This window comes from Flavobacterium columnare NBRC 100251 = ATCC 23463 (genome assembly GCF_002530675.1).
GTDB lineage: Bacteria > Bacteroidota > Bacteroidia > Flavobacteriales > Flavobacteriaceae > Flavobacterium > Flavobacterium columnare.
Genome location: NZ_PCMX01000012.1, coordinates 1 through 22,377 on the forward strand (window position 1 = coordinate 1; position 22,377 = coordinate 22,377).

The following is a 22,377-nucleotide window of genomic DNA, read 5'->3' on the forward strand; positions in this document are numbered from 1 at the left end:
CTTTTCACGTGGTCGATCATCTTTGGCCCACTGCTTAATTGGCATATACATATTTAATTGGCTTTTAACAAGTTACAAGTTAATATCTTTTTTTTAAAAAACCACACTTCAAATATTATTTTTATTTATTCTAAATAAATTTGTTTTTTGTTTTTTTTATAAATTACTTTGCAATTATTTTTAATAAATCTAAATAAATATGAATAAGTATATTTTAATTATTCTATTAGCAACTATGTCAGTACATCTACATAGTCAAAAAAAGAGAATCAACAAAGATTCTATCAACAGTTTAAAAGAAATTTCTATATCTGGGACTGCAAACAAATTTGCTTCTAATAAAGTTTCCAGCAGTTTAAGATTGAAAACAGAAATTGCAAAAATCCCTCAAAATATTCAAATCGTAACAAATGAGCTGCTAAAAAGTCAAAACATCACCACGATGATGGAAAATGTAACTCGTAATATAAGTGGAGCTCAAATGAATGAACATTTTGGTAATTACGCTAATATCAACATGAGAGGTTTTAAACTCCCTTCTTTTAGAAATGGTATGAACATAGATATTGGATATGGTCCATTAGCAACGGATCTTTCAATGGTTGAAAATATTGAATTTGTAAAAGGACCATCTGGTTTTATGACTTCAGCAGGAGCTCCAAGTGGTATTTATAATGTGGTAACTAAAAAACCAACTAAAAAATCAATTAATGAAATAGGTTTTTCAGGGGGAAGTTTTAATTTTTACAGAGGAACTTTAGATTCTGGTGGTGCATTAACTGAAAATAGTAAATTACAATATCGCTTTAATGCCATGTATCAATTTTCAGAAACCAACAGACCATTTGAAAACAATTCGAGATACAGTATTGTTCCTTCTTTTAAATATGAATTTAATGATAATACGTCAATAACAACTGAATTTACTTACCAAAAGGCCAAACAGATGTTGAGCGCATCATACGTATTTGCTCCTGTAGAAAAAGGATTAGGAAGTTTAGATAGAGATATTTCTCATATAGATAAAAATTATCCTAGCTCTGATATAGAAGAAGTTAACCTATTTATAGACTTTAATCATAATTTTAATAATAAATGGTCTATCAACTCCCAATATATGATTATGCAATATAAACAACTGGGCTACACCAATTGGGTATATGAAATACATCCTCTTGGATATACTCATAGAATGCTTAATAATTTTGACACAAAATCATTAAATGAACTAGCTCAAATATATGTTAATGGGGAAATAAAATTTTTAGGCATGACGCATAAATTATTAACTGGTATTGACTATAAAAAACTTAGTAGTAAGTATGATTGGTCTCATACAGCTACTTATGATGTAATTCCTTTCAATCTTTTCGACCCTACTTATGACAAAGCAGTCTATCCTATATTTAACAGGGAATCGGGATTAACAAATATTGGTAGTGGAACTGAATATGCTTCTATTTATGCTCAAGATGAAATATGGCTTTTAAAGGATAGATTTAGAGTAACTCTTGCGGGACGTTATTTTAATGGGAAAACCAACGATGATTATAAAAACAAAGTCACCATAAAAAATATAACCCCAAGAGTAGGTGTGAGTTTCGATATTACCAAAAACTTTACCTTATACTCTCAATATGACAACTCAATTATGCCCAACTATGGCACAAATAAAGAAGGCAAATCTTTTGATCCAGAATATGCTAGTAATATTGAAACAGGATTAAAAAAATCTTTTTTAAGAGACAAATTAAAAACAACATTATCTGTTTATCAAATCACAAAAAAAAATGTATTAGTAGCTGATCCTAAAGACATTATTAATAGATTACAAGTAGGAAAAGTACAATCAGAAGGAGTAGAATTTGATATACAAGGTCAGTTGTCTCCCGAATTAAATATTGTTTTAAACTACGCCTTTACGGAAGTAAAAACAATTGAAGACATAAATCCATTAAATATTGGTAAAAAAATTGAAGGTCATTCTAAACATACTACAAATGGTTGGATTAACTACAATTTTAAAGAAGACACTTTCTTAAAAGGTTTTGGAACCATGCTAGGATATCAATATTTGGTAGATCGTTCTACCTCTAATTGGGGAGCCGATAACAAAACTATATTACCTGATTATTTACGATTAGACGCAGGTATTAATTGGAGATATAAAGGATTAAACATAGCATTAAATGTAAATAACTTATTAAACAAATACCTTTATTCTGGAGGGATAGCAGGAACCGTTGCTTATTGGCAAAGTGAGCCGGGTAGAAACTGGAGAGCTATGCTAACCTATAAATTTTAAAAAATTAAAAAGCATTAAGAAACTCTCAAATCAAAGTTTCTTAATGTTCTATTAAATAAAATGGAAATAAAAAGTATTAAACAAAAAACACGAAAAATACATCTTTGGCTTGGGTTAACCTCAGGTGTTATTGTTTTCATTGTAGCAATTACAGGTGCTTTGTATACTTTTAAAGAGGAAATTCAAAGTTGGAATCAGGAGCATCCAAAGATTGAAATACAAAACAAACCTTTATTAATTCCTAGTATTTTAAAAAATATAGCATCCAAAACAATTCCCAATAAAGAACTACATGCTATAAAATATAATGGAAATGATAATGCTGTTGAAGTCATCTTCTATAAAAATGCTCCTAATTATCATATTATCCTATATTTAAATCCTTATAATGGTAAAATCATTAAAGTAAGTGATCTAAACACAGGCTTTTTCCATTTTGTATTTGAAGGTCACATGTATTTATGGTTACCTCATGCTATTGGACAAATTATAGTTGCAACGGGCACATTATTTTTTCTATTTCTAGTCATTACAGGACTTATACTTTGGTACCCTAAAAGAAATAAAGAAATTAAGAAAAGGATATGGTTCCAATGGAAAGAAGGAATAAAGTGGAAGAGAAAAAATTTTGATTTACACAATATAATAGGACTTTATACCTCCTTATTTGCCTTAATTTTTATTATTACAGGATTGGTTTGGGGATTTCCTTGGTTTGGATATTTATATTACAAAGCGGTAGGTGGAGAAAAATCAATGGTTTATCAAGAACCCATATCTTCACGTAAAAACAATAAATTTAAGGATAATTCTTTTCCTATAGACAAAGCTTGGTTTATTATGAAATCAGAATATCCGAAAGCTAAATCAATTGAAATTCATCCTCCAACAAATGATAGCACTTCTATAGCTTGTAATTCAAATCCAGAAAATCATACTCTTTGGAAAACAGATTATCGCTATTTTGATCCATATACTTTAGAAGAAAAAAAGGTTGATCATTTGTGGGGATCATTTAAAGATGCTGATAATTCAGACAAACTCCTACGTATGAATTATGATATACACACGGGTGCTATTGCTGGATTAACAGGAAAAATTTTTGCTTTTTTAATAAGTCTTCTAATAGCATCATTACCTATAACAGGTTTTTTAATTTGGTGGGGGCGTAAAAACAAATAACTTATGTGTTGCAATTTTTCAATCATTAATCAAACGAATAATGGTATGCTTATTTTTTTAAAGGGCTGCCAGAAATATCAACTAACTTTTAATAATTTAAACTTTAGTATGTCTACAGACGAATTAGATGCTTTTTATCTGTATCTCAAAAGAATGAATCCTGCCTATTGGGAAAAAGAATACGAACATTCAGTATATGAAAAGAAGATTCCTATTCCTACTCTTCAAGATAACTTTATCATTATGATAAATAGAATAGAATTATTTGAACTTCAAGTTTTGACAAAACCAAATAAAACTGAGATTTTTAAATTAGTTGAAAATCAAATTTTATCCATAAACTGGAATTAAACATTTATTAAACAAACTACAAACTTACTTAATGCTTGAAAACAACAGCCATACTAGACTCTCCAACCTTGTTCAGAAAGGCTTTTAGTTCCTTTATGCTCAAGTTGTTAATCAAATCTAAGAACTATGAACTAGACACTTTTTATCAATTAGAAAACGTAATTCAAAAAACAGTAATAGATTACCTTTTTTTTGATCCTACTAATTTTAATGAGGATTTACTAAATCAAATACTTGATCTAAAAAAAGAAAAAAAAATAATAAAACTCATTATCTTAACTTCTAATGAAACTTATCTTAGAAATCATTTGACACTAAAATCAAATATCTTAAATGTTGTTGATTCCATTATTAGTAAAGATTGTTCCGAATCTCAAATTATAGAATTATTTCACTACATAGATAAAAACGAATACTTCTTCCCTACTAAAAGTATTCATAAACAGGTTGACTTTAATTTAACCAAACAAGAACGCTGTATTTTAAAAATGCTTATAGAAGGTAAAAGTAATGAACAAATTTCTAATAAGCTTTGTATCAGCATTCATACTTTTCGTACACATAGAAAAAATATTATGAAAAAAGTAGGTGTTAATACCTCTACTGATTTAATCCTGTATAGCTTAAAAAACAATATTATAAATAATTAATTAATCGTTTTTTTTTACGAAAGCCTTCTTACTGTGAGCAAGAAGGCTTTCGTCTTTTAAAAAATAGGAGAATCTTTTTTGAAAATTAAAATGTAAAGTAAAAATACCTAATATGAGGTAATTAAATACCATAATAGTAGTAAAAAAAAACTACTATATACGGTATTGATTAATCCAATTTGTCACTATTACTTTGTTTAATAATTTTTATTTAATCTAAATAAATCATGAGCGAATTGGTTTCAACTATCAAAACTAAACCTAAAAAAGGTTACAAAAAGCTATTAGACAACAATATATACATATTTTCTAACGAAAGAGAGAACTTAACTCTCTACAAGAAAAGTATGAAAAAAGCTATAAAGCAAATCATTAAGAATAATGAAAAAAGAACAACTCCCTATACTGGCAAGAGTATATCTTCTTTACAAGATTTGATTAACAAAATAGATTTATATGACAACGATAATGGTTTGCCTCTAAAAAAGGTTCTAAATGAAATCCAAAAAATATATCTTGATGACTGTATTCTTTTTCATCATCCCAAATATGTTGCCCATTTAAACTGCCCTATTCTTACTCCCACTCTTGTAGCGGAAGCTTTTATTTCTTCTTTAAACTCTTCTATGGACACTTGGGATCAAAGTACAGGAGGAACTTACATAGAATTAAAATTAATTGAATGGACTCTTCAGTTATTAAATTATCCTAAAAATGGTGAGGGCATTTTTACAAGTGGGGGTACACAATCTAACTTAATGGGACTTTTATTAGCAAGGGATCACTATATTAAAACAAGATACAACATAAACCCTGTTATGGAAGGTCTACCAGCAGAAGCATCTAAATTTAAAGTCCTTTGTTCTGAAGTTAGCCATTTTAGTTTAAAGAAAAACCTTAGCTTATTAGGATTAGGACAAAATGCTATTGTACAAGTTCCTGTTGATAAAAATTTTAAAATGAATATCAAGGAACTTAAAAATAAAATGACTCAATTAAAAACAAATGGTGACATTCCTATAGCTATCGTAGGAACAGCTGGCACTACTGATTTTGGCTCTATAGATCCATTGGAAGAAATAGCTGCTATAGCAAAAGAAAACAATATCTGGTTTCATGTTGATGCCGCTTATGGAGGAGGTCTACTGATTAGCGACATACACAAAAACAAATTAAAAGGAATAGAACTTTCAGATTCTGCTACAATAGATTACCACAAAACTTTTTATCAACCTGTAAGTTCAAGCGGTTTTTTTATGCGTGACAAATCATTTGTTGATTATATCAAATACCATGCAGACTATCTAAATTCTAAAGAGCAAGAGGATGAAGGCATTCCTAATATGGTAAAAAAATCTATTCAAACAACCAGACGTTTTGACGCTCTTAAATTATGGTTTACTCTTCGCTGCATAGGCGTAAAAGGCTTAAGTTCTTATTTAGAAACCTCTATAGAAAACGCTCTTTATACGGCCAGCTTATTAAAAAATAGAAATGATTTTGAAATCATTCATCAGCCAGAAATTAGCGCAATCGTTTTTAGATACACTCCTTTTGAAGACCAATACAATTCGTACTGCAATTTGAATTCCTATATAAGAAAAGCCCTTTTTAACGAAGGAAAGGCTATCATAACAAGTACAAAGGTCAACGAAAAAGTATTCTTAAAATTCACCCTTTTAAATCCTTTAACAACCACAAATGACATTAATGAAATAATTGATTTAATCATCTATCACGGTCAACAATATTCAATTAAAAATTAAAACTTTATGAAAAATCAAACATACGACTTCATTGCAATTGGCGTAGGTCCTTTTAACCTTGGATTAGCTTGCTTAACAAACCCTATTAAAGAATTAAATGGTTTGTTTTTTGATAAAAATGAAACATTTGATTGGCATCCAGGGATGTTATTACAAGACACTACTTTACAAATCCCTTTTCTAGCTGACTTGGTTACATTAGCTGATCCTACAAGCCCATTTAGTTTTTTAAACTATATCAAAGAAAAAGGAAAAATATACTCTTTTTACATTCGTGAAAATTTCTTGCTACTACGCAATGAATACAACCAATATTGCCAATGGGCTATAAACAAACTTCCAAATGTTTATTTTGGCAAAGAGGTTACTACAATAGATTATAATGAACAAGAAAAAATTTATCTAGTTACCGTACAAGATACAAAAAGTAAAAAAGAAAACATTTTTGCTTGTAAAAAACTTGTTTTGGGTACAGGAACAACCCCTTATATTCCCAAATCATGCAGACCTCTTAAAAATAAAGCTATACATTCTTCTGAATATTTGACTAATAAAGAAAAACTTCAATCGAAAAAATCTATAACTGTTTTAGGAAGTGGTCAAAGCGCAGCAGAAGTTTTTAATGATCTATTACAAGAAATAGATATTCACGGCTATCAACTTAACTGGATTACACGTTCTCCTCGTTTTTTCCCAATGGATTACAGCAAATTAACTCTTGAAATGACCTCTCCTGAGTATGTTGACTATTTTTATAATTTACCCGAAGCCAAACGAGATCATTTAATTCATAATCAAAAAGAGTTATACAAAGGAATCAACAAAGATTTAATAGGTAGCATTTTTGATACTATATATTATAAAAAAGTCCTTCATCCTATTGATGTCAATTTAAGAACAAATGCTGCTTGCATTAATTCAACATACAATGAAATTACTCAAAAATTTGAGTTAGAATTACACCATGTTGAACAAGATGAAAACTTTGATCATACCACTGAAGCTTTAGTATTAGCCACTGGATATTCAAGCACTGTTCCTTCTTTTATCCATGACATTAACCACAGAATTAGCTGGGATAATAAAGGCCGTTATGCAGCTAATCGCAATTATAGCATAGATATAGAAGGTGGAGAAATTTTTGTTCAAAATGCGGAATTGCATACACACGGTTTTGTTACTCCTGATTTAGGAATGGCATGTTATAGAAATTCTTACATCATTAAAGAAATGATTGGCAAAGAAATTTACCCTGTTGAAAAACAAATTGCTTTTCAACAATTTGGTATCACTGAAGCAGAAAAACAAAAATCTAACCTAAAAGCATAATGGTATTGACAAACAATAGAATTGCTGCAATAGATTTCACAAGAGGTATAAGTGTCTTTTTTTTAGTTATTGTACATACAATGCTCATATACGGAACACTCGAAACTCAAACAAAAACAACGATAGGTCAAATTATTATTTGGCTAGGACGTGGAGGTGCTATGTATCTTATTGCAATGGGAATATCATTCACATTTTCCAGAAGACAATCCTTTTATGCTGTCATAAAAAGAGGCTTATATATATTATTCATAGGCTATTCTTTAAATTTTGTAAAATTTATAATCCCCGAATTTCTATTCGGTGGATTACCTCATCGTTTTTTAAATGCTTATCATTTAAAAACACAAACGCTTGAAACAACATTATTTTTCTTAGAACTCGGAGACATCTTACAATTAGCAGGAATAAGCTTGCTACTAATAGCTTGTATTAATCAAATAACAAATAATAAGTGGATATACTTCCTTTTAGGATTATTGATAATAGTAGTATCCAAAGAACTAAGTGGATTTAAAATAAATATTCTAGGGATTCAATATATATGCGACTTATTTTTCAGTAATCAGTACAATGTATACTTTCCCGTATTTCCTTGGAGTGCATTTATCTTTTTAGATGTCCTTTTAGGCAAACAATTAAAAGAAATTCATAATAACACTCAAATCTTCTTTAAAAACTTAGCATTACAGAGTTTGGGGTTGATTATACTAGGCCTTTTACTTGTATTTTCTAATTATAAATATCATTTTGGAAATTATTATCATCTAGGTCCTGGCGGAAGTATTATTTTACTAGGAACCATGATGCTCTCTTTTTGGATATCAAATCAGTTAATTAAACTTTTCAATCCTAATTCAAAATTCTTTCGTTCTATAATTTATTTAAGTAAAAATACTACTAGTATTTATTTCATTCAATGGACTTTAATCAATTGGGGAATGTATGTTTTTGGGTTTTGGAGTTTTGATCAATGGAATGTTTTAGTATTAATCGTACTTTTTACCGTACTAACCCTACTAACGAATATTCTATACAGAAAATTACAGTCCCTAAGAATTATTCAACTTAAAAAATAATCAATTAAGTACTTAAAAATGAAAAAAAACATAACCGATATAGCATCAGAAACTGTGTTTTCTACCTTAATACAAGGATTAGGAACAATAGATTTTGTACCTCTTAATATTCAAACTCATATTCCTATTATTCATGATTGGGTAAATAGAGAATATGCTCAGTATTGGGGTATGATAGGCAAAAGTATAGACGAAATTAAAAATGAGTATGAAAAAATAACTCAACATTCAGACGTATTTTTAGGAAAAATAAATGGAGAAATTTCCTTTCTTTTAGAAAAGTACAATCCAAAAAACGATCCCATTTCTGATTATTATAAAGTAAAAGATCACGACTGTGGTATACACGTAATTGTAGCCCCCACCAATACCCCTATTCACAGATTTACTTGGAATATTTTTACATCAATAATGAAATTCATTTTTTCTGATCTTACTATTGAAAGAGTGGTAGTAGAACCCGATATTCGAAATGAAAAAATGTTTAAAATTTGTCATAGAATTGGTTTTAAAGATGATAAAATAATCGAATTACCTCATAAAACAGCTCGTTTATCATTTTGTACAAGGAGACAATTCATAAAAAAAATGGATTCAGAGAATACAATTACACTAAATATATCACAATTATTTGGTCAGATTGAAAGTCCTGAAACAGCTACAAATCATATAATAGAAGACACTTGGTTACTCGCTAATAAACTATTAGTAAAAAAGGCTATTAGTGAATTTTCTCATGAAAGCATCTTCACACCTACTCTTTTTTCTTCAGAAAACGGAGAAAACATCTATCAAATAATTAGTGATAATAGTGAAATTTCATATTGTTTTAAAGCTCAAAAATTAGCCCTTAATCACTGGTTAATTGATGAAAACTCTATCATTAAAAATCATGATTCTGAAGAAAAAATAGATGCTGTTTTATTTTTCAATGAATATAAAAACACCATAGGAATTTCAGACGAATTATTTCCTTCCTATATAGAAGAAATAATCAGCACCTTACAAGGTAGTATGTTTAAATTAAATAAAGATAGTTTAAACGCTCATCAATTAGTATACGCTGATTTTCAAACCATAGAACAATCTATGAACGAAGGCCATCCAGGATTCGTTGCTAATAACGGAAGAATCGGTTTTAATAGTACCGATTATCAAGCGTACACACCTGAAACAGGTAATCATTTTCAACTAGTATGGTTAGCAGGTAAAAAAGACCGAACAGTGTATGCTGGCACACAAGAACTGGATTATGAAACTCTAATTCGTCAGGAATTGGGTGATGAAACAATTGATATATTCAATATCATGATCAAAGAACGGGGTAAAAACCCATCGGATTATTACTTTATGCCAACCCATCCTTGGCAATGGTTTAACAAGCTTGCAACTATTTTTTCTCCTGAAATAGCACAAGGTAATCTTATTTGTTTAGGTTATGGAACTGATTATCATCAAGCGCAACAATCTATCCGAACACTTTTTAATGTAAGCCATCCACAAAAATTATATACAAAAACTTCTTTATCTATTTTAAATATGGGATTCATGAGAGGACTTCCTGTTTATTATTTAGGGAGTGCTCCTGAAATGGCAAAATGGTTAGAAGATTTACTAAAAAATGACCGTTATTTACAACAAGTTCGATTTGGTATGCTTGGTGAAGTAGCTTCAATTAGTTACATCAATCCGTATTTTGAAAGCTATGGAAAACATAATCCGTACAACAAAATGATTGCTTCCTTGTGGCGAGAAAGCCCTGTAAAGTACCTTCAAAAAGGCGAACAATTAATGACAATGGCAGCCTTGTTACATACAGATAAACACGGTAATGCCTTTTTAACAGAAGTAATAAAAGCGTCAAAACTAACTACCGATCAATGGTTAAAAACGTATTTTTCAATTTATCTTACCCCGATTCTTCATTGCTTTTATCAATATGATTTAGTGTTTATGCCACACGGAGAAAACTTAATTTTAGGATTCAAAGACCATGTTCCTGTCCGTTCATTTATGAAAGACATTACAGAAGAAGCAGTCATTTTAAATCCAGAAATTCAACTTCCTACAAACCTAGAAAGAATGTATGCTGAAGTCCCTGAAGATGTAAAATTACTTTCAATATTTATAGACGTTTTTGATGGTTTCTTTCGCTTTATGTCTGGAATTTTAGTATCTAAAATAGGATACGATGAAAATCACTTTTGGGAATTAGTAGCTGAAAGCATTCAAGAATACCAACAAACGCAACCTCATTTAGAAACTAAATTTGAAAAATACGATCTATTTACTACTGACTTTGAGTTGTCTTGTTTAAACAGACTACAACTTAATAACAATAAGACTATGATAGATCTAGACGATCCTGTTGCCTTATTACAATTTCAAGGTAAAATTTCTAACCCTATTGCTCCGTACAAAAAAGTAATAGCTTAAATCTAAAAAGTATGAACAGTACACAGCAATCCAGTCAGAGTATAGAAAACCTGATCTGTTTTAGTAAAAAAATAGATCCAATAGGTTTTTTTGAACTAAGAAAATTTAACCTAACTCAAGATCTACCCATAATCTATCAGTGGGTTCAAAAAGAATATGCTATTTATTGGGGAATGATGGGATTAAGTTACGACGAAGTAAAATCTATTTACCAAAAACTAGAGGAAAACACTCATATATACATTGGTTTATTTCAAGGAAAAGTAGCCTTTTTACTGGAATGTTATAATCCCCAAGAAGACATCATTAAAGAACATTATGAAGTAAAAGAAGGAGACATGGGGATGCATATTCTAGTGGCTCCACCCAACAAAAAAATAAGTGGCTTTACTTGGTATATCTTCCAATTCATCTTAGACTTTATTTTTAGTGATTCCAAAATTAACCGTGTGGTTGTCGAACCCGATGCAAAAAATGAGAAAATACACATTCTGAATGAAAGAGCAGGATTTATTTTTCAAAAATTCATTGATTTACCACATAAAAAAGCGCGCTTAGAATTTTGTACAAGACAACAATACTATAATGCTGTTGCAGAAAAAAACTAATATTTGAGCTTTCTTAAAATGGGGCTGTCTAAAAGTTCTTTTCTCTAATCATCCTACAGGATACTCAAGAACTTACTCTAACAGGTAAAGTAAAGCATCGCTTTTAACGGCTCTTACTTGCTTGTTTTAGAGAGGCAAAACTAAGTTCTTGTCTTTTTAACTCTTAAGACAGCCTCTTTATAAAATAAAATTATGGATATAAAAACATCAACTGCTCGTATTCTTACAGAAAACATAAAACATTTAACATTAGTTAACTGGGAAAAAGCCAATCGCCTTCTTATCCGAAAAGCCATTTCTGAATTTGCCCACGAAACGCTCATCAGTCCTATTTTTAATGCAAAAACAAGTAAATACCAACTAGAAACGATAGATAAGCAATACACTTATGTCTTTCCCGCCCATCTAAAAACACTCAACCATTGGTATATCCCTTATGAAAGCATTGTTAAAAAAGATGTTAATGGAAATAACATCCCCTTATGTCTTATTAGTTTTATTCTTGAGTTTAAAGATCTGCTTGCAATTCCAGCGGAATTACTTCCTACTTACTTAGAAGAAATTAATGCAACTCTTTATAGCACTGCCTATAAAATTTCAAATGAAAAAACAAGTGCTAAAGAACTGCCTTATACAGATTATCAAACGATTGAACATGCTGTTACTGAAGGGCATCCTTGTTTTTTGGCTAATAGTGGTAAAAATGGGTTTAGTAGTATTGATTTTAGGACTTTTTCGCCTGAAGCCAATAACGCTATTCAATTATTATGGTTAGCAGGTCATGAAAGTAGTGCTCAATTTTCATGTATTGACTCTCTCAGTTATGATTTACTAATCAAAACAGAATTAGATACCGACACCCAAATTGCATTTCAAAAAGTACTAGAAGCTGAAAAAGTAAATCCTAACGAATACTTTTGGTTCCCTGTACACCCATGGCAATGGGACAATAAGCTCACTTTGATTTTTACTAATGATATTGCGCAAAAAAAATTAATTCCTTTAGGATTTGCTCCTGATAAACACTCAGCACAACAATCTATACGTACCTTTTATAATCTTTCTAACACAAACAAACATTTTACAAAAACGGCTCTATCCGTAATCAATATGGGGTTTATGCGAGGCCTTTCCCCTTACTATATGGAAAGTACTCCTATTATTACCACTTGGTTAGAAAACCTTGTACAAACAGATCCTTTCTTACAATCAAAAAGGTTCACTGTTTTAGGAGAGGTAGCAACTCTAGGATATCGTAACATTTTGTGGGAAGGTCTTGGTAAAACGATCCCTCATAATAAAATGTTAGCTACACTTTGGAGAGAAAGTCCTGCGAGAAAACTTCAAAAAGGTGAAGATTGTTTTACAATGGCTGCATTGCTTCATCTAGACTATGAAGGCCAACCTTTTATCAAACATCTCATTGAAGCATCTGGAATCAATGCAAAACTGTGGATAGATCATTATTTACAAGCTTATCTAATCCCTTTAATTCATTGTTTTTACACCCATGAACTAGTATTTATGCCACATGGAGAAAATCTTATTCTAGTGATAAAAGACCATATCGTTGAACGTGTTTTAATAAAAGACATTACGGAAGAAATCATGCTTTTTAACCACACAACTCCTTTACCTGAAAAAGCAGAAAGAATACGGATGGATCTACCCGAAAAATTAAAAATATTAAGTATTCAAAATGATATTTTTCAACATTTTTTCCGTTTTCTATCCGCTATTCTAGATGAATATGGCATTTTAAGTGAGCCTGATTTTTGGGAAAGTGTAGGAACCTCTATTGCACAATATCAATTGCAGAACCCTCAATTGAAAGATTTTTTCATCCGATATGATCTATTTAGCCAAACCTTTGACTCTTGTTGTTTGAATCGTTTGCAGCTAAAAAACAACAAACAAATGCTGAATCTTTCAGATCCTGCTTCTAGCTTACAATTTGTAGGAACACTGGCTAATCCTATTCATCAATATAAACCTGTATGGTAAAAACTATCAAAGAAAAATTAAAATTCCTACAACATCATGATGTTGTAGATTTTAACTCCGTTGGTCTTAAAGAAGGGATATGGTTACTAGCCGTTCCTATGATTTTAGAATTGGTACTTGAGTCTGTTTTTTCTTTGGTAGATTTGTACTTTGTAGGGCATTTACCTAACAGTCACTTGGCCATACAAATTATAGGTTTTACGGAATCTATAAATACTATCATATATTCAATAGCTGTAGGTTTTAGTGTAGCAGTTAGTGCCTTGATTTCTATTTCTATTGGTGAAAAAAAAATAAAAAAAACGGGAATAATCATTATTCAAGCTTTAATGATTGCTTGCATTCTTTCTTTAATAATTAGTATACTGGGGTATTTTTATGCTATTGATATTTTTACTTATCTGAATGTTTCACAAAAAGCTATTGCTTATGGGATAAGCTATCCTAAAATCATTTTTAGCAATAGCTTTTTTATCCTTTTATTATTTTTAATTAATGGTTTGTTTAGAGGAATAGGCAATCCTTTACTCGCTATGAAAAGTCTTTGGATAGCAAATGGTTTTAACCTGATACTATGCCCATTACTTATAAATGGTTGGGGATTTATTCCTGCCATGGGAATTGAAGGAGCTGCTTGGGCAACGGTAAGTGGTAGAGCCATAGGGGTATTCTATCAATTGTATTGTATCTTTAAAATTAGAGAATCTATAGGTTTACAAAAAAATAGTTTGAAATTCTACTTCCCTATTATAAAATCCATTACCTCTATTGCAATACCTGGTATATTACAATATGTGTTAGCTTCATTAAGTTGGATCTATCTAGCACAATTGATTGCTAAAAGCGGTGGCGAATACGGGTCCGCAGGATTTCAAATAGCAGTAAGAGTAATGATGTTCTTTATACTTCCTATTTGGGGACTAAGCAATGCCGTTGCTACCCTTACAGGTCAATATCTAGGAGCACAACATAGGATAAGGGTAAAAGTATTAACCAAAATTGTACTCAAATACACAGTTATACTTTGTTTAGGAATTACGTTGATAAATATTCTTTTTGCAGAAAATATTAGTCTGTTTTTTACGAATGATACACAAACCATTACACAAGCAAAAGAAACAATGAAAATTATAAGTTTAGGGTATATAGTTTATGGTATTTCAATGGTTTTAAATAATTTGTTTAACGGAGCTGGTAATACAAAAATCCCCACATTAGTCAACTTTCTTGGTTTTTGGGTTTTTCAGATACCTCTTGCCTATTATCTAATTGATATACTAAAAAGTAATTATTTTTATGCTATTGGGTTGATTCCTATTACCGAAACAATACTTTGTTTGCTTTATGCTGTTTTATGGAAAAATTTAGCAAATAGAAGAACAACGTAGGATTGATTGCATCAAAGATACTTTACGTTATTGCTTACTAAAGAGGTAGTCTCAATATTGATGAACCTCTCATTTCGATCAGAAGGAGAAATCACACAATACGAATTATGAAATTCCTCCTTTTGTCGGAATGAACAAACTAAATGTTGTTTTTTGTCTTTTGAGACAACTCTTTAAAACAATTGATCTTGTGAATTCATCACTGAATCAATCCTTTAACCTCATCAAAGTTTAATCCGCCATAGTTCCCAGAACTCATCAATAGTAAAGCGGAGTTATTTAACTCTTGGTTAAATAAATAGTTTTTAAAATCCGTTGGGTTGGTATAAATAATCAAATCATTACGTTTAAATGATTGAGCTATTTGATCATAACTTACTTCTTCCAATTTTTTGATTTTTACAGCATCGGGTGAATAAAATACAACCGCTATATCGGCTGCATCTAAAGCTCCTTCATATTGTTTTAAAAATTCGGCATTCAAACTACTGTATGTATGCAATTCTAAACAAGCTATCAATTTACGATCAGGATATTGTTTTTTTACAGCTTTTGTTGTAGCGGATACCTTGCTTGGTGAATGAGCAAAATCTTTATAGGCTATTTTATTATCTGATTCTGCTATTTTTTCTAAGCGTTTAGAAGCCCCTTTAAAGGAGGCTATCGCTTCATAAAATTCAGCTTCATCTACTCCCATACATTGACATACCCATTTAGCTCCTGCTAAATTATTTAAATTATGTTCGCCAAAAATTTCTATAGGCATTTCTCCTTCGGGCGTATGTAATAAAGTGATTCCTTTTTCTACAGTATATTCAGGAGTAGAATAAGCAATCTTACGAATAGGATTTTCTGCTATTTCTGCTATTTGTTTTACCTCTGGATCATCTTCGTTATAAATTAAAACCCCTCCATTAATAATTTTTTGTATAAAAATTTCAAATTGTTCCACATAATTTTCATACGTTGGAAACACATTGATATGATCCCAAGCTATTCCTGAAATTAGTGCAATATTAGGATTGTATAAATGAAATTTTGGACGTAAATCAATAGGAGAAGTTAGATATTCATCACCCTCTAGAACAATGAATTCATTTTCTTCGGTTAAATGTACCATTGTATCAAAGCCTTCTAACAAAGCTCCTACCATATAATCTACTTTGATATTGTGGTAATTCATTACGTGCAAAATCATAGAAGTAATGGTTGTTTTGCCATGACTTCCTCCTATAACTACTCGGGTTTTGTTTTTAGATTGTTCGTATAAAAACTCTGGATACGAATAAATTTTTAATCCTAATTCTTGAGCTTTTAATAGTTCTGGATTATCAGCCTTAGCATGCATACCTAAAATAACAGCTTGTATATCTGTTGTAATTCTTTCAGGAAACCATCCTAAATCTTCAGGCAATAATCCTTTAGCTTCTAATCGTGATTTAGAGGGTTCAAAAATAGCATCATCACTACCTGTTACTTGGTATCCTTTATTATGTAATGCTAATGCTAAATTGTGCATAGCTGCACCGCCTATGGCTATGAAGTGTGTTCTCATTTGCAAATCTAGAAGTTTAAAGGTCTAGAAGTCTAGGTATTTAAAACCTTACCTAATAAATCGTAACCTGATTTTATTTTGTTCAAATATAAGCTATCCGTTTTTTATGGGAAATAGCCATCGTTAAATTATCTTTGAAAAATCTAGTCTTTTATTTTTTATAAAAAGTCGATCTAAGAAACAAGCTGTGTTTTGCCTCTCTATTAAATGGATAAACTACATGAATTGACACCAAATTAGTCATTATCAACCGCTTTATATAGTGTTTTAAATCTTGCTTTTTATAGTTATTGAAAAAATGTGTTAATTCATTTAAAAAATATGATTGATAAAATAATAATTATTTTTTGAAATCATATTTTAATTGTTCTGCTTTTTCTTTGTCTTTTATTTTATTTGCATACAAGTCATATAGCTTTTCAAAAGTTGTTTTAGAATGCCCTATTTGATACGCTTTTTTCAACCAAAACTCTGCGGTTTTATAAGCATCAAACTGAACTGCTATATATCCTTGTGCTAAATACCCATCAACGGGGGAGAGAGCTATTAATTCTTTAGCATATTGACCTGCTTTTTCTTTTCCTCCTCCAAGAAATTTAGGCAACTCACAATACAATATAATCAATGCCCAACGAGCTCCTATATGCTTAGGCTCTAAAGCTAACGTTTTTTTAAAAGCTTCTTCTATACTTCCTATCATGGTTAGAGCTTTAAATTTATTAGTGTTTTTAGCTTTCATAGCTAAAGCACTTCCGTATTTAAACCAACTATCTGATTTTTGCGGTTCTAATCGCACTAATTCTTCTGCATAATATACCATATAATCCCAATCTTGATGATAAAATGCTATCTCTCCTAATTTTACAACGGCTTCTATATTCCTTGGATCTGTTTTAAGTATAGCTTCTAAAATGGGTTTGGCTTGAAGGTATTTTTTTTGTTTACATAATTCCAATGCTTGCTCTAATGGCTGTTGAGCATTGAATGAATAACAAAAAAACAGTATTAGTATTTGAAATATTTTCATTGGTTTCAATTTTATAGGTCATTAATTTCTCTTGTAATTACTTCTATTAGTTGATCGTATGAGTGTCTAACTTTTGATAGTAGTTTCATACATCAAAAATAGAATAATATTGTAAATAAAAAAGCTGGACTCAATTGAGTCCAGCTTTTACACTACATGTCATTATATAAACGTATTATTTTACTAATGTCATTTCATCTACAATATGTTTAGCGCCTGAGAAATTCTCAATTACCCATAATACATAACGAATATCACAGTTAATCGTTCTTTGTAATTTTTTATCAAAGATTACATCTCCTGCCATGGCTTCGATATTTCCATCAAAAGCTAAACCTATTAATTCTCCTTTACCATTTAAGACAGGAGAACCGGAGTTCCCCCCTGTTATATCATTATCCGATAAGAAATTTATGTGTAAAGTTCCATCTTTATCGGCATAACGACCAAAATCTTTGTTTTTATTCATTTCTAATACACGAATTGGCAAATCAAACTCTGCATCTCCTTTTTTGTATTTTTTAACTTGACCTGCTAAAGTAGTGTAGTTATTGATAGTTGCATCATTACGTTTATCTGCTGGCAATGCACGTACCTTACCATAGGTTAAACGTAAAGTCGAGTTAGCGTCTGGATATTTTATATCTCCAATTTTAGAATCACGTAATCCTTGTACTAATTTACGGAATGCCACGCCAAAATCGTTTTGTGCTTTTGCAATCGCATCTGATTTAGATGAAAAATGCGTTAACATATCATTAGATAATACATACAAAGGATCAGCAAGAAGAGTTGGCTCACTTGGATTAGCAAGGAATGCTGTAATTTTTTCTTTAGATGTAAATAAGCTCAAATCGAAGGCTTTATTTACATAGGCTGTAAAGTCATTATTATTTGTTTTTGCTAATTCAGCCACTTTAGGAGCAATAGAATAACCTGTAGATTTAGTAGCATATAATTTTAATTGCGCAGCTAAAATATCTTTTTCAGCAGGAATATGTACTTCTTTATACAGCTCATCCGTCATTTTTAAAATAGCTGGAGCTAATTGTACACGTTTGGCAGCATCTGCTTTAGCATACATTTCTAATTGCTTACCAATAGTTCTACCAATAGAAGCAAAGTTAGACGTACGGAACATTTGCATCATATAGTTATCATGACGTGCTTTTTCATTTGTCATTTTATAGAAATTGTTGATAGTTTCAACCACATTTCCATACTGTTCTTTGTTTTCTGCTTTATTTGCCCAAATATTGAATTTAGCTTCTTGTTCTGCTTTTGTTTTAGCTGTACCAAACTTAGTCAAAGCATCAATCATTCCTTGACGATTTTTCCAATAGTTGGCTGTAGAGGCAAATTTAGAAGCATATATTAGATTCAAAGCATCACTTTGATTCATATATTTTTTCATATTGTCCATACCTATTTTAGCTCCTTCAACCCAAGCTGGATAAGCAAATTTTACGTTTTGCTCAATTCCTCCTGCTGGCATCCAACGGTTTGTACGACCTGGGTATCCCATAATCATTGCAAAATCACCTTCTTTAACACCGCCTAAATTAACTGGTAAATGGTGTTTTGGTTTTAAAGGCACATTGTTTTCTGAGTATTCAGCAGGATTCCCATTAGCATCACCGTATACACGGAACATAGAAAAGTCTGCTGTATGACGCGGCCATTCCCAGTTGTCTGTATCCCCTCCAAATTTACCTAAGCTTTCAGGAGGTGTACCCACTAAACGAACATCTTTATAATCTTGGTACACGAAGTAGTAGTACTCATTTCCTTGAAAAAAAGAACGTACAGAAACTACGTATTTCCCCCCTTCGTTGTTTTCTTTTTCAATTTTTGCAATTTCAGCGTTGATTGCTTTTTCACGTTCAGCTTCAGTCATTGTATCATTTACAACAGAAAGGATTCTTTTGCTACAATCATCCATACGAACGAAAAAACGAACAAACAAACTAGATGGTTTTAGTTCTTCTTTTTTAGAACTAGCCCAAAATCCGTTTTTTAAATGATTTTTTTCAGCACTAGACAATTCAGCTATAGCATCATAACCGCAATGGTGATTCGTTAAGACTAACCCTTCTTTAGAAATCATTTCTGCGGTACAGCCTCCATTAAATTGAACAATAGCATTTTTTAAACTATTATTGTTAATACTGTAAATTTCTTCAGAAGTTAACTGAAGTCCCATTTTTTGCATATCGCGGTGGTTCAAACGCTCTATAAACATTAGAAACCACATTCCCTCATCTGCTTTTACACTTGCTGGCACAAGCATAATAGCGGCAATTAGGGATAGAACTAATTTTTTCATACTATTAATTATAATATTTTGCGTTGCGAATATAAAAGATATTTTAAGAATAAATCAATACAATCTTGAAATTAACATCTTAACGTTTAACTCAGATTACGCATTAGAAATTTAGTAGAGATAAAAATGACTTTGAATCTAAAAAAGCACTCTTTTTTTGTCCTCAATGTAAAACTACAGCTCTGGGGAAAATTATGTACATTTTTATCTTCTTTGCCCTTATTTTTTCATCACAAAGGCTAACACATAATCTGGGGTTAAAACAAATCAGACTTGGAAATTTCCAAGCCTGATTTTAAAAAATTGTTTATACAATCTATTTTACTAATATCTTATAAACTGAATTATCTGATTGCGCGCGCTCTATGTTTATATAATACATACCGTTTTTCATATTACTTGGCAAGTAAATCTTCTTAGCTACTTTATCCAATTTTAATTCCAAACGTTGTCCTATAGCATTAACTAAAACAACTTCTTTGATATCCTCATAGTTTTCACAATCTAAATTAATTACTTCTTCATTTTGCGAAATATAGTTTGGATAAACTTTACATTTATCATCGGTAGTAACTGCTCGATTTTGGTCTAATCTAGCAGAAGCTACAGTAACAGGGCTATCACCTCCATAACATGGTATGTAAATTTGTATAACATATACTCTACCGTCTCTCATTTTTAATTTAGAAGTCACATTCCCTCTTTTACCAAAAAGACAATTCATCAAAAAGGTGCTTCTACTTTCTATTATATCGTCATTTTCCCCTGGATAATAGGTACTACTATAGTTTTGATCTGCAAAGCCCATTTGATCCCAACTCCAAGTCACTTCTGATACATCTTTCCCTTTAACTACTTCCCCATTATTATATTTCCATACAAACACATGAAAACCTGGCCAATTATAATTATAATCATACACTAAATTAGGTATTTCTCTTTTCTGAACCGTATATTCTTGAGAATGGGTTTCGATCCAAGCACCTGATACACATTGGTAACTAGCAACTAATTTTATTTTATCACCATTTGCCCATTCAGATCCTTTTAGTGTATAACTAGATCTACCATATCCTTCATAAACTCTCACCCCGTTTTTAGTCCAATAATAATAATAATTTCCTGAGCCTCCTGTAAGACTGGCATTTAATGATGACGTATCTCCTGAACCATACAATACCCGTAATCCTGATATTGCAACGGAATTTGGTGAAGTATTTTTTTCTACTACATAACTTTGCGAAGAGGTTTCAATCCAAGTTCCTGATATACATTGATAACTAGCTACTAATCTTATTTTGTCACCATTTGACCATTCTGATCCTTTTAATGTATAACTAGATCTTCCGTATCCTTCATGTACTCTCACATCATTTTTAGTCCAGTAGTAATAAAAATTGGCTGTTCCTCCTGTAAGATTAGCTGTTAAAGACAATTCTTCTGAATTACATAATGAGCGTAGTCCTGCTATTGCAACAGTACTTGGAGAGGTATATTTATCTAGGCTATACTCTTGTGAAGCTGTTTCTATCCAACTACCTGAAACACATTGATAACTCACAACCAATTTCAATCTATCTCCATTATTCCATTGATTTCCTTGCAATGTATAATTAGATTTATCATAGCCTTCTGATACGCGTGTCCCGTTTTTTGTCCAGTAATAAAAGAATCTTCCTGAGCCTCCTGTTACATTAGCAGATAAAGAAATACCATCCGAATCACAAAATGCTCGTAATCCAGTTACGGCAACAGCATTTGGTGAAGTATTTTTAACAATTGTGTATTCTTGCGAAGGTGTTTCAATCCAACTACCTGATGCGCATTGATAACTCACAACCATTTTTAATTTATCGCCATTGCTCCATTGATTTCCTTGTAAAGTATAGGTCGACTTATCATATCCTTCCCATACGCGTGTTCCATTTTTAGTCCAGTAATAATAAAATCTTCCAGAACCTCCTGTTATATTAGCAGATAAAGAAATACCATCAGAATCACAGAAAGGTTTTAATCCTGAAATTGCAATTGAACTTGGCGAACTGTTTTTTACTATTGTTGATTCTTGTGAGTATAAATTAGACCATGATCCTCCTATACGAGTTAAATAATCGACTTGTAATTTTAATTTATCACCGTTAGACCAATTTGCATTATCTACTGTATAATTTGCTTTATCGAATCCTTCTGTAATACGTTGTCCATTTTTATACCATATATAATATAGTCTATCACATCCTACTCCTCCAACTACATTTGCGGATACAAGGTAGGAAGTTTCACAACCGCTTAAAGTTCCTAATCCTGAAAACGAAACGGAAGTAGGTGCTGTTCGCTCATCTATTGTATACTCTGGCGATAGGATGTCTAT

General features: G+C 31.1%; 15 protein-coding genes. 11 read left to right on the forward strand and 4 right to left on the reverse strand.

Translation table 11 applies throughout. The features are described from left to right. The first annotated feature begins 199 nt into the window (after window positions 1-199). The 11 genes from B0A78_RS01945 (at window position 200) to B0A78_RS01995 (ending at window position 15,098) form a co-directional block, all read left to right on the forward strand. Window positions 200-2,305, forward strand: coding sequence for a TonB-dependent siderophore receptor (locus B0A78_RS01945; protein ID WP_065213071.1), 2,106 nt, complete (start codon window positions 200-202; stop codon window positions 2,303-2,305). A 60-nt stretch (window positions 2,306-2,365) separates the two neighbouring features. Further along, complete coding sequence (locus B0A78_RS01950) at window positions 2,366-3,487, forward strand: PepSY-associated TM helix domain-containing protein (protein WP_065213070.1); 1,122 nt, start codon at window positions 2,366-2,368, stop codon at window positions 3,485-3,487. A gap of 3 nt (window positions 3,488-3,490) precedes the next feature. Then, window positions 3,491-3,838, forward strand: coding sequence for a DUF6686 family protein (locus tag B0A78_RS01955; RefSeq protein ID WP_065213069.1), 348 nt, complete (start codon window positions 3,491-3,493; stop codon window positions 3,836-3,838). Window positions 3,839-3,873: 35 nt separating this feature from the next. After that, window positions 3,874-4,488 carry a LuxR C-terminal-related transcriptional regulator gene (locus B0A78_RS01960; RefSeq protein WP_123907255.1) on the forward strand — a complete coding sequence of 205 codons (615 nt, stop codon included), beginning with the start codon at window positions 3,874-3,876 and terminating at the stop codon, window positions 4,486-4,488. A 347-nt stretch (window positions 4,489-4,835) separates the two neighbouring features. Further along, entirely contained in the window at window positions 4,836-6,254 is a 1,419-nt protein-coding gene (locus B0A78_RS01965; protein ID WP_249030935.1) for a pyridoxal phosphate-dependent decarboxylase family protein, read from the forward strand. Window positions 6,255-6,260: 6 nt separating this feature from the next. Beyond that, the gene (locus B0A78_RS01970) at window positions 6,261-7,583 is read left to right on the forward strand and encodes a lysine N(6)-hydroxylase/L-ornithine N(5)-oxygenase family protein (protein ID WP_014166309.1); all 1,323 of its coding nucleotides are present in this window, start codon (window positions 6,261-6,263) and stop codon (window positions 7,581-7,583) included. A 5-nt stretch (window positions 7,584-7,588) separates the two neighbouring features. Then, window positions 7,589-8,662: a heparan-alpha-glucosaminide N-acetyltransferase domain-containing protein gene (locus tag B0A78_RS01975; protein WP_169859069.1), complete on the forward strand. Its 1,074-nt coding sequence runs from the start codon at window positions 7,589-7,591 to the stop codon at window positions 8,660-8,662. Between the two features lie 18 nt (window positions 8,663-8,680). Beyond that, the gene (locus B0A78_RS01980; protein ID WP_077225904.1) at window positions 8,681-11,098 is read left to right on the forward strand and encodes a GNAT family N-acetyltransferase; all 2,418 of its coding nucleotides are present in this window, start codon (window positions 8,681-8,683) and stop codon (window positions 11,096-11,098) included. Between the two features lie 11 nt (window positions 11,099-11,109). After that, window positions 11,110-11,706 carry a GNAT family N-acetyltransferase gene (locus B0A78_RS01985; RefSeq protein WP_014166312.1) on the forward strand — a complete coding sequence of 199 codons (597 nt, stop codon included), beginning with the start codon at window positions 11,110-11,112 and terminating at the stop codon, window positions 11,704-11,706. Window positions 11,707-11,898: 192 nt separating this feature from the next. Beyond that, on the forward strand, window positions 11,899-13,710 hold the full coding sequence (locus B0A78_RS01990; protein WP_014166313.1) for an IucA/IucC family protein: 1,812 nt from the start codon (window positions 11,899-11,901) through the stop codon (window positions 13,708-13,710). Next, window positions 13,704-15,098 (forward strand): MATE family efflux transporter, encoded by a 1,395-nt coding sequence (locus tag B0A78_RS01995; protein WP_014166314.1) that lies wholly within the window; start codon window positions 13,704-13,706, stop codon window positions 15,096-15,098. Before B0A78_RS01990 ends, B0A78_RS01995 begins: the two co-directional genes overlap by 7 nt. A 199-nt stretch (window positions 15,099-15,297) precedes the next feature. On the opposite strand, the gene B0A78_RS02000 is transcribed toward B0A78_RS01995, so the two are convergent. The 4 genes from B0A78_RS02000 to B0A78_RS14390 form a co-directional block, all read right to left on the reverse strand. After that, window positions 15,298-16,653, reverse strand: a complete 1,356-nt coding sequence (locus tag B0A78_RS02000) for a UDP-N-acetylmuramate--L-alanine ligase (RefSeq protein WP_065213066.1) — start codon at window positions 16,651-16,653, stop codon at window positions 15,298-15,300. A 340-nt stretch (window positions 16,654-16,993) separates the two neighbouring features. After that, window positions 16,994-17,680, reverse strand: a complete 687-nt coding sequence (locus B0A78_RS02005; RefSeq protein ID WP_014166316.1) for a tetratricopeptide repeat protein — start codon at window positions 17,678-17,680, stop codon at window positions 16,994-16,996. A gap of 175 nt (window positions 17,681-17,855) precedes the next feature. Then, window positions 17,856-20,006: a S46 family peptidase gene (locus B0A78_RS02010; RefSeq protein ID WP_014166317.1), complete on the reverse strand. Its 2,151-nt coding sequence runs from the start codon at window positions 20,004-20,006 to the stop codon at window positions 17,856-17,858. A gap of 316 nt (window positions 20,007-20,322) precedes the next feature. Beyond that, on the reverse strand, window positions 20,323-22,377 hold a 2,055-nt coding region (locus tag B0A78_RS14390; protein WP_169859071.1), incomplete at its 5' end, for a T9SS type A sorting domain-containing protein.